We start from the raw sequence: 9679 nt of genomic DNA, 5'->3' as shown, positions 1-9679 counted from the left end.
GTCCGAGCAATATGATTTTAAAGAACGGGAAGTGCATAGGCAAGTTCAGCCCGAAGGTGATAGATGTAGGGGTGTTGGTGGACTGCCATTACTGTCCGGGTGATTTTGACGGCCGCAAAAAATGCGGTACCGCCGGCGCGGATCCTACACATTGCTACTATGGCGGAGATTTTGACCCTCAGCAAGGCTGTTGCAGAGCGTGCTCCGGCATTGGTGTAAATTCCTATACGTTTTATCAGGGCGGCTCCTTAAAGCTGAGTCCTAAAGAGGGAAGCGCGTCCGCGCGGTGGCTGTGGTGGGAAGGCGGCAAGCTTATCGGCGGCCAAATGTACCGATATTCCGGCGGATCTATGCCTAACTGCTATGGAAGTGATTATCAGGCTTTGTGTGATAATAATTGCACGGCGGGGGCTTCTTCCTGCTCGTATAAGTGTTTGATTTCCAAGACGGATTCGGGCTGTTCAAACGGGACATACAGTTATTCGGGAGGAGCGTGTAATAAGTCTTGCAACAACGCTTCCGGTACGGGCAAGGTGCTTACCTGCGTAAGCCAGTAAACGTTGTATTTTTCACTCTCCCGGTTCTTTTGGGGAACCGGGATTTTTATGGCCGTGCGCGGAATTTGCTATTATATAGTATATGACGAAGAAAGAGTCCGTTTTGGTGGTTTGCACCAACCGCAAAGCCTACCACGACTATTTTATTGAAGACACCTACGAAGCCGGCCTGGAACTTTTGGGCGCGGAAGTAAAATCCATCCGCCAGAAAGAACTGAGCCTGGAGGGGAGCTTTGTGCGCGTGGAAAACGGACAGGCCAGCGTGTACCATATGCACGTAAAACCGTATAAATTTAATTCCATGACGGAACCGGACCCGACGCGTACGCGGCGGCTGCTGCTGAATAAAAAAGAGCTGCGCAAGCTGGCCTCCAAGGCGGACGTAAAGGGCTATTCGCTCGTGCCGGTGGAAGTGTATTTTAAAAACGGCTGGGCCAAGCTGAAACTGGGCGTGGCGAAAGGCAAGCATTTGTTTGACAAGCGCGAAACGCTTAAAAAACGCGATTTAAACCGCGAAATGGAAAAGAATTTTAAAAATAATATTCGCTTTTAAAAACCCGCTTTTTTCGGCGGGTTTTTTATATGCCGTAATTACTGAAAGGGAGGATTGCTATGAAAAAAATCATTGCGGACGAAGCCGCCGTCGGGCGGATGCTGGACCGCCTTGCGTGCGAAATTATTGAACGCCACCCCGATATGAACGAATACCGCCTGGTGGGCATTAAAACGCGCGGGGCGTTTATCGCCAAACGCCTGCAGGAAAGAATTGCGGCTGTGTGCGGCGCGCGCCCGCAGCTGGCCGAGCTGGATATTACCCTGTACCGGGACGATTTAACCCAGGTGGCGCAGGACCCGCAGCTAAAAAGCTCCGGCCTGGGGACCGATATTGACGGGAAAACCATCATTTTGGCCGACGACGTATTGTATACGGGCCGCACGGTGCTGTGCGCGCTTAACGCGCTGGCGTCGTTCGGGCGCGCGCGGAAAGTGGAATTTTTGACGATGGTGGACCGCGGGCATCACCAGCTGCCGCTGTGTGCGGATTTTATGGGCCGTTTTGTGCCGACCGGGGACGAGGACATCATCCACGTTCATTTAAAAGAACGCGACGGGGATGACAAAATCGTGCATAATATCGGCGGGCAAAAAGAGGCCGCACGGCGTTTTTAGACGGAGGTTTCTCCTATACAAAAAAATAATTTTAAAAAAACGCTGGATTTTTTTGTCGCAATATTCTAAAATATATTTACTTGGGCGGGTGGCGGAATTGGCAGACGCGTACGGCTCAGGACCGTATGGACGAAAGTCCTTAAGGGTTCAACTCCCTTTCCGCCCATTTTGTTTTTTGGTTGCACAGTATGAAAAAGTATGACTACTATCGGCCGTCAACGTCGTCTTTAGGAAAAAAGAAGCGCGTTGCCCGCAGAAAAGGGTCATCCTTTTTTTTTAAGCTCTTTTTAGTGGCCGTTTGCCTGCTGGTTGCCGTATGCGGCGGCTGGCTGGCGCTGTCCAAAGGCTATTATCTCCTCGTAAATTCCAAACTGACCGACTGGCACGCCAAAACGGTATCCGTTTCCGGCGTAACCGGGCTTTTAAACAAAGAAATCACCGCGCTGGCGGAACCTTACACCGGCAAATCTTTTTCCGTTAAAGACGCGGCCGCCCTGCGCGAAGGGATTGCCGGCCGTTACCCGATGCTTAAAAACGTAAGCGTCAGCCGCGGGCTGCTAAGCGGCGCGCTTAATATTTCGGCCAAACACCGCGAACCCATCGCCAAATTCGTCCTGCCCGACGACAGCGTCCGTTATATTGACAGCGACAGCACCGTCTATTCCGACCCGCACCCCGATTTATTAAAACCCGTTCCGTTTGTGGAACTGGTCGGCGACGTGCCGGACAAACTCAGCCCGGAATTTATCGGCCTGGTGGAAAGCACCTTAAAACTGAATAAAGAACTGGATTTTGCGTTTTTACAGATGAATTTGAAGGCAAATACCGTCAAAATGCATATGCCCGACGGAAGCATTATTGACTTTGGCCCGGCGGCGGACTTAAAACAAAAGGCCGAACGGGCGGCGCAGATTATCGCTTTTGCGCGCGAACGCTACCCTCATCCGCAGGTGCTGGACTTCCAATTTTTCAAGCACGGCAAAGTTTTTTTAACACAGACGTCCCATTAAGTTTTATAATAGAAGTTAAGGTATATTTTTTAGGTGGTTCTTATGGCTAAAACGAATATCATTGCAGGCTTGGATATCGGCAGCGGCAAAATGACGTGCATCGCCGCCGCGCACGATTTTGAAACAAATACGCTTAAAGTGCTGGCGGGGCGCAGCGTCCCGTGCAAAGGTTTAAAGGGCGGTATGGTGTCCGACATTCGGGAAACGTCCGCCGCCGTAACGCATATTTTAGGCAGCATTGAACGCGAATGCAACCAGGACATCGGCAGTCTGTTCGTCGGCGTGCGCGGGGCGCATTTGGAATCTTTTTCCAACCACGGCACGTATAATATTTCGCGCCTGGACAAGGAAATCACCCAGTCCGACATGGCGCTCGCCATTGAAAACGCCAAAGCGATGCCGATTAAAAACGACAACGAAATCGTCAACGTCATCACCCAGGGGTACGCCATTGACAAGCAAAAAGGCATTACCAACCCGGAGGGGATGGAAGGCTCGCTTTTGGAAGTGGACGTACACATTACCACGGGTTCTTCCACGCATTTAAACAATTTGGCCAAAGCCATCCAGCGCCCCGGCTATAAAATTGACGGCACTTTTTACGGACTCGTGCCCCTGGCCGACACCGTGCTGACGCAGGAAGAAAAAGAAATCGGCGCGATGATTTTGGATTTGGGCGGGGAGACGATGTCCGTCGGCATTTACATTGACGGCATTTTGAAATTCTCGCGCGATATTCCCTACGGCTGCGATTTAATCACCAGCGACCTTTCCCGCCTCTTGCACACCAGCCGCCAAAACGCCAAGGAAATCAAAGAAAAATACGGCGTGTCTTTTCCCACTTTTTTGGATGAAGAGGGCGAAATCCCCGTGCCGTCTTTGGACGGGCGCAGCAAGCACAACATTAAAAAAAGCTATGTGCTGGACATCATCCAGCCCCGCGTGGAAGAATTAATTGAACAGGTGGGCCGCTGTGTGGAAACGTCCGGCTACAAGAATTTTCCCGTCGTGGGCGTGGTAACGGGCGGCGGTTCGTTAATGCCGGGCATTACCGACCATTGCGTCAACATCCTGGGGCTTAAAGAGGTGCGCCGCGGCGTGGTCCAGCGCGACCTGATTACCTCGGACGACGAATTTTTTGACCCGCAGTACAGCACCGCCATGGCGCTTGCCATCTATGCTTCCGACAACTCCGGTTACGACGATTACTCCGGCGGCTCTTACGAAAAGGGCGGCTCGTTCTTCGGCAAACTGGGCAGGCTGTTTAAAGGCGTGGACATCTTCGGCGGCTGATAAACGGAGAAGCTATGAAAGATTTATTTATGCCGGCCGACTTGTTTGAAACCAAGAAGGCCAAAATCAAAGTCATCGGCGTGGGCGGCGGCGGCGGAAACGCCATCAACCACATGGTAAACGCCGGGCTGAAAGACGTGGACTTTATCGCCGTCAATACCGACGCGCAGGACCTGCGCAGAAACCGCGCCCCGTACCTCGTGCAGGTGGGGGAGAAAATCACCAAAGGCCTCGGCGTGGGCGGAGACCCCGAAAAAGGCAAAAAAGCGGCCGAAGAATCCAAAGAAAAGCTAAAACTCATCATCGGCCAGTGCGATTTGCTGTTTATCACGGCCGGGATGGGCGGCGGCACCGGTACGGGCGTGGCGCCGTATCTGGCCAAGCTCGCCAAAGAAATTTACGGGGACGACCTGCTGGTTGTGGGCGTGGTCACCCGGCCCTTTAATTTTGAAGGCTACGTGCGCGAAAAACAGGCCGACGAAGGCATTAAAGAAATGCAGAAGCACGTAGACTCCATGATTATCGTGCCCAACGAAAAACTTTTTGCCAATATAGACCCGGAAACCTCTTCCCGGGACGCTTTCCAGATGGTGGATGAAGTGCTGCTGCAGGCGGTGAAAGGAATTTCCGAAGTAATCACCCAGCCCGGCGAAGTAAACATTGATTTTAACGACATCCGCAAAGTAATGTGTCACTCGCAAAAATCGCTCATCGGCATTGGCGAGGCCAGCGGCCCGGGGCGGCATTTGCAGGCCGTCAAAAAGGCCATTTCTTCGCCGCTTTTGGAAAGCGCGGACATCCGCGGCGCGAAAGGGTTTATCGTGCATTTTTCCGCGGAAGAAAATTTAACGCTTTTGGAACAGGGCGAGGTGATGAATCTCATCCGCCAGTATGCCAGCAACGATTCCATCATTATGTTCGGCCATTCGTACGATTCCGCTTTAAACGGAATGTTTAAGGTAACGGTAATCGCCACCGGATTTAGCGCCGAAAAAGCCAGCGTGTTTAATGCGCGCCGGCCGCTTCCGTCCGAAATGCCGGGCGCTTCGCCCGTCAAAAAACCGTCGGCTGAAGACGTGTTTGCCTCGTTTGAGCCGCCCAAGGCGCAGGAGCCTGAGGACGCGATGATGATTCCGGCGTTTTTGCGCCGCAAGAAAAACCGGTCGTAAGAGGAGAACAATATGGCGGTAGGACTTCAAAGTTTATTAAGAACGGTAGTGGACAACAAAGCCAGCGGTTTGCATATCCGCGGCAATTCCAACGCCTATGTGCGTTTGAACGGGCAGATTAAACCCATTGACGACAGTTTTGTTTCCAACGATGAAGCCAAAAAAATGGCTTACGCCTGTATGGGCGAACGCGAGCGGAAAATTTTTGAACAGTACAGCACGGTGGACTTCTCGCTGGACGCCAAATCTTACGGCCGCTTCCGTTTTAACGTATTCCGCCAAATGGGCAAAATTTGTATGGCCATCCGCCATATTCCGCTTAAAATCCCCACCTTTGAAGACCTCCACCTGCCCGGCGATATCCTGCGCAAAATTTCCGAAAACCGCCGCGGCCTGATTTTGGTAACGGGTATGACCGGTTCGGGCAAAACCTCCACTTTGGCCGCGATGATTGACCACATCAACCAAAGCCGCGCGGGCCATATTCTGACGGTGGAAGACCCTATTGAGTTTATGCATACCGACAACCGCTGTATCGTCAGCCAGCTGGAACTGGGCGTGGACACCCCTTCTTACACGGGCGCGCTGCGCGCCGCCATGCGCCAGGACCCGGATGTGGTGCTCATCGGCGAACTGCGCGACGGCGAAGTGATGAAAGCCGCCATCGGCGCGGCGGAAACCGGGCAGCTCGTACTGGGGACGATGCATACGGTAAACGTAACGCAGACGCTCGCGCGCCTTGTGGACGCGTTCCCGGTGGAACAGCACGACCAGGTGCGCCTGCAGCTTTCCGAACTGGTGCGCGGTATCGTCTGCCAGCGTCTGCTGCCGACGATTAAGCCCGGTATGCGCCCGGCGCTGGAAATCCTCGTTTCCACGCCGCAGGTGCGCAAACTGATTTTGGAAAACAAACCCAGCGATTTGTACAAAATGATGCAGACCGGCGAATTCTACGGGATGAACACGTTTGACCAGTCTTTGGCCAAACTGTACAAAGAAGGGTTTATTGATTTGGAAACGGCGCAGTCCGCCGCCACCAGCCCGGACGCCATTATGCTGGCCATCCGCGGCGTAACCGGCAGCCTTGAGGCGGTGAACGAGTAATATGCGCACCAACGGAATGCTGATTGCCATTGACGGAACCGCCGGGACGGGGAAGTCCTCCGTCGGAAAAGCCGTAGCCGCGAAATTGGGGTACGGGTTTTTGAGCACGGGGGAAATGTACCGCGCGCTGGCATACAAAGTGTTTGAAAAACACATTGAGCCCGAAGACCACGACGCGGTGCTGGAAGCGGCCCGCCAGCTGCGTTTTACGTTTGCGCGCCAGCCGGACGCCGCGCTTAAAATGTATGTGGACGGCGAATACCTGGGCGATAAACTGCGCCTGGAAGAAGTGGGCAACGTGGCCAGCCGCGTTTCCACCAACGGCGAAGCGCGCCGGGTGCTGACCGACAAAATGCGCGCCGTGGGCGAAGACGGCGGCATCGTGATGGAAGGGCGCGACGTGGGAACCGTGGTGTTCCCGGATGCGGAAATAAAATTTTATCTGGACGCTTCCGCCGAGGAACGCGCCAAACGCCGCGTAAACCAGTTAAAAGAAGCGGGCCAGCACGCCGATTACGGACAAATTTTAAAAATGATTGAAGAGCGCGACTGGCGCGATTCGCACCGGGCGGTCAGCCCGTTAAAACCCGCTGACGACGCGGTGGTGATTGATACGTCTAATCTTAATTTACAGCAGGTAACGGACGCCGTCTTGGAGAAAATCCAGCACTATGCTTCTTAATTTGATAAAATTAATTGCAAGGATCTATTTTAAAACCTGTTACAACTTTAAAGTTGAGGGGCTGGAAAATATCCCCAAAACAGGCGCTCTTATTATCGCAGGCAACCACCTTTCCAACGCAGACCCGCCGGCCATCGGCAGTTTTGCCGGGTTAGTGCGTGATTCGCGCTTCGTAGCCAAAAAAGAGCTTTTTGCCGTGCCGGGGCTGGGGTGGTTTTTCCGCCGCAGCGGGTATATCCCCGTGGACCGGGCGCGTACAATCGGCGATTTTGGGGCCTTAAAAGAAGTGGTGCACGCGCTGGAAAAAGGCGAAAGCGTGGTGATGTTCCCGGAAGGGACGCGCAGCCGCAACGGGCGGCCGCAGAAGCCTAAAAGCGGCATTGGGTTCTTGGTGTACAAGACGGGGGCGCCCGTCCTTCCCGTAAAAGTGGAAGGTACGTTCGGGTGGCCGTGGGTGCGTAAAATACGGGTGAAGTTCGGCACCGTGATGCGCCTGGAAAAGGATCCGGCGCTGGAGCCCAAAGCGCAGTACAAACAATTTGCAAATCAAATAATGGATGCAATAAATTCAATTAATATCTAACGGAGGTTACGCAGTCCTCCCCGACGGGAAAGACTGTAATAAGGACTTATGACGACAAACGAAGAAATTAAAAACACCGAAGAAACAATTAACGAACAGGAAATGACGATGGACCAGTTAATTGCGCAGCAAGAGTCTTTATCGGAGAAACTGTACAAAAAAGAAATCGTGGAAGTGCCCGTTGTACAGATTAATCAAGATTACATTTTAGTGGATACCGGCGCGAAAAAAGAGGGGGCCATCGCCGTGTCCGAATTTGAAGGCAAAACCCTGCCTGCCGTGGGCGACACCATTTCCGCAGTCCTTATTAAACGCGGTTCCGACGAAAGACCTTCCATCCTTTCCCATAAAAAAGCCCTGGAATCTTTGGGCTGGGACATCTGCAAAAAAGCGTACGAAGACAAAGAACGCGCCAAAGGCACCATTGTACAGTGCGTAAAAGGCGGTTACATTGTGGAAGTTTTCGGCGTGAACGGCTTTATGCCGCTTTCGCTTTCCGAACTGCACACCGCTTATAAACACTATCTGCCCGTGGGTGCGAAAATCAAAGCCCAGATCGTTGAATTTGCGAAAGAAAAACAGAAACTGATCGTTTCCCGCAAACAGGTGCTTGAAGAGGATGAAAGCGTCCGCCGCGAGCAGGTGTTGAGCGAAATTAAAGAAGGCGACGTGCTGCGCGTGGTCGTGTCCAAAGTGGACAAAGAAAAACTTTTCCTGCGCTTCCACGGCATTGAAGGCGTGGTAAACTTGGAAAACATCGCCTGGAAAGAACCCGAAGCCGCTATCGCCAATTTCAGAAGAGGCCAGCGCCTTAAAGCCAAACTTTTAAAGCTGGATAAAGAAACCCCGAGACTGGAATTCGGTTTGAAACAGCTGTTCCTGAACCCGGCCGACGCGCTCAAACGCCGCTATCCGTACAAGAGCTCCGTGAAAGCCACCGTGGTGAAAGTAGACGCCGAAAACGGCGTGGAATGCACCATCGGCAAGAACAACACGAAAGGCTTTATCAGCCCGTTTGAAATGGGCCGCGATTTCACCGCCAAAGAAGGCGACGTTATTACCGCTTTGGTTGTGGGCGTGGACCCGGAAACCTTTACGGTGAACCTCTCCGTTAAGAAATACGACCAGGTGCAGAACCGCAAAGTGGTCGCCCAGTACTTAAAACAAGCCCCGCGCCCGACCCTTGGTCAGCTGCTGCAGGACTCTTTTAAGACGGAAAACGACGAAGAGAACAACTAAGTTAGATATTATTGAAATGCAAAAAACCCGGTGCGATGACGGCGCCGGGTTTTCTTTAGACAAAAAGGGAGCTCCTTTGTACGGGGCTCCCTTTTAACGGTTCAAAATGCCTTATTCGCGGTGTTTTTCCGTGGAGTGCTGGCAGTTGACGCAGTAGCGCGCAAAAGGCAGCGCTTTGATGCGTTTTTTGGGAATCGGCTGGCGGCAGTATTCACAGGTGCCGTAGATCCCTTTGTCAATTTTGCGCAGGGCGGCTTCAATCTGTTCAATCGTATTGTGCGCATTGCCGGAAAGTTCAAATAAAATTTCTTTGTCCAGGCTTTTGCTGGCGTCGTCAATCGGGTCGCCCACTTCGGCTTCGGGCATATCCATATTCTTTTTGTCTTTTAAACGCGCGGCGGCATCTTCTTTCATTTCCAATAAATGTTTTTTAATCTCCTTTAGTTCAGCTGCGGTGAGCGACTCTTTGTTTGCTTTTTTGATAACCATAAAACAATACCCCTGCCTGCGAAATTGTGCGACGGAAACAACACGTATTTCCGGACACTGTTTGATTAGTTTAGCAAAGTAAACTTTTTTTTTCAACCCCTGTTGCTTTCTCTTTGAACATCCGCTTGGAAAAGTGTATTCCGCCGGAGGCGGGGCCTTGCAGGCCGTGCAGATTTTACGGTGCTTGGCAACATTGTTTAAACGGTGTGGCTCAATTAGTCGGATGGCACCGTCAGGGAAAGGGAGGGGCGGACCCTGCGGGCTGTCTGGATGGGTGTGTCCGTTGTGTCGTTTTAAGCAGGTCTTAGCCGTGTTGTTGTCGTTGTGTTTCCGGCCTTAGCCCGTCTATAAAATCCGTTTTACGCGGGAGAAGCGTTTTATTT

At 52.4% G+C, this 9679-nt stretch carries 11 protein-coding genes and 1 tRNA gene; 11 read left to right on the top strand and 1 reads right to left on the bottom strand.

Annotation, left to right across the window (positions count from 1 at the left end; all coding sequences use genetic code 11):
• The 11 genes from ACQY36_RS07410 to ACQY36_RS07360 form a co-directional block, all read left to right on the top strand.
• The coding region (locus ACQY36_RS07410; protein ID WP_428071850.1) for a hypothetical protein at positions 1–557 on the top strand (557 nt) is incomplete at its 5' end.
• 82 nt (positions 558–639) lie between these two features.
• Positions 640–1110: an SsrA-binding protein SmpB gene (gene smpB / locus ACQY36_RS07405; RefSeq protein WP_428057494.1), complete on the top strand. Its 471-nt coding sequence runs from the start codon at positions 640–642 to the stop codon at positions 1108–1110.
• A 59-nt stretch (positions 1111–1169) separates the two neighbouring features.
• The gene (gene pyrR / locus ACQY36_RS07400; protein WP_428078618.1) at positions 1170–1727 is read left to right on the top strand and encodes a bifunctional pyr operon transcriptional regulator/uracil phosphoribosyltransferase PyrR; all 558 of its coding nucleotides are present in this window, start codon (positions 1170–1172) and stop codon (positions 1725–1727) included.
• Positions 1728–1809: 82 nt separating this feature from the next.
• Positions 1810–1893: transfer RNA gene (locus ACQY36_RS07395), tRNA-Leu, on the top strand.
• 124 nt (positions 1894–2017) lie between these two features.
• Positions 2018–2737: a hypothetical protein gene (locus ACQY36_RS07390; protein ID WP_428078616.1), complete on the top strand. Its 720-nt coding sequence runs from the start codon at positions 2018–2020 to the stop codon at positions 2735–2737.
• A 42-nt stretch (positions 2738–2779) separates the two neighbouring features.
• Positions 2780–4030 (top strand): cell division protein FtsA, encoded by a 1251-nt coding sequence (ftsA, locus tag ACQY36_RS07385; RefSeq protein WP_428057488.1) that lies wholly within the window; start codon positions 2780–2782, stop codon positions 4028–4030.
• 14 nt (positions 4031–4044) lie between these two features.
• Positions 4045–5199: a cell division protein FtsZ gene (gene ftsZ / locus ACQY36_RS07380; protein ID WP_428057486.1), complete on the top strand. Its 1155-nt coding sequence runs from the start codon at positions 4045–4047 to the stop codon at positions 5197–5199.
• 12 nt (positions 5200–5211) lie between these two features.
• The gene (locus tag ACQY36_RS07375; protein WP_428057484.1) at positions 5212–6303 is read left to right on the top strand and encodes a type IV pilus twitching motility protein PilT; all 1092 of its coding nucleotides are present in this window, start codon (positions 5212–5214) and stop codon (positions 6301–6303) included.
• A 1-nt stretch (position 6304) separates the two neighbouring features.
• The gene (gene cmk / locus ACQY36_RS07370) at positions 6305–6985 is read left to right on the top strand and encodes a (d)CMP kinase (RefSeq protein ID WP_428078614.1); all 681 of its coding nucleotides are present in this window, start codon (positions 6305–6307) and stop codon (positions 6983–6985) included.
• 1 nt (position 6986) lies between these two features.
• Positions 6987–7568: a lysophospholipid acyltransferase family protein gene (locus tag ACQY36_RS07365; RefSeq protein ID WP_428071848.1), complete on the top strand. Its 582-nt coding sequence runs from the start codon at positions 6987–6989 to the stop codon at positions 7566–7568.
• Positions 7569–7616: 48 nt separating this feature from the next.
• Positions 7617–8807, top strand: a complete 1191-nt coding sequence (locus tag ACQY36_RS07360; RefSeq protein WP_428057478.1) for a S1 RNA-binding domain-containing protein — start codon at positions 7617–7619, stop codon at positions 8805–8807.
• A gap of 111 nt (positions 8808–8918) precedes the next feature.
• On the opposite strand, the gene ACQY36_RS07355 is transcribed toward ACQY36_RS07360, so the two are convergent.
• The gene (locus tag ACQY36_RS07355) at positions 8919–9296 is read right to left on the bottom strand and encodes a TraR/DksA family transcriptional regulator (RefSeq protein WP_428057476.1); all 378 of its coding nucleotides are present in this window, start codon (positions 9294–9296) and stop codon (positions 8919–8921) included.
• Between the last annotated feature and the right edge of the window lie 383 nt (positions 9297–9679).

This window comes from Candidatus Avelusimicrobium alvi (genome assembly GCF_958451995.1).
Lineage (GTDB): Bacteria > Elusimicrobiota > Elusimicrobia > Elusimicrobiales > Elusimicrobiaceae > Avelusimicrobium > Avelusimicrobium alvi.
Note: the sequence above shows the minus strand (reverse complement) of the source record. Positions and strands in the feature narration are given on the sequence as shown.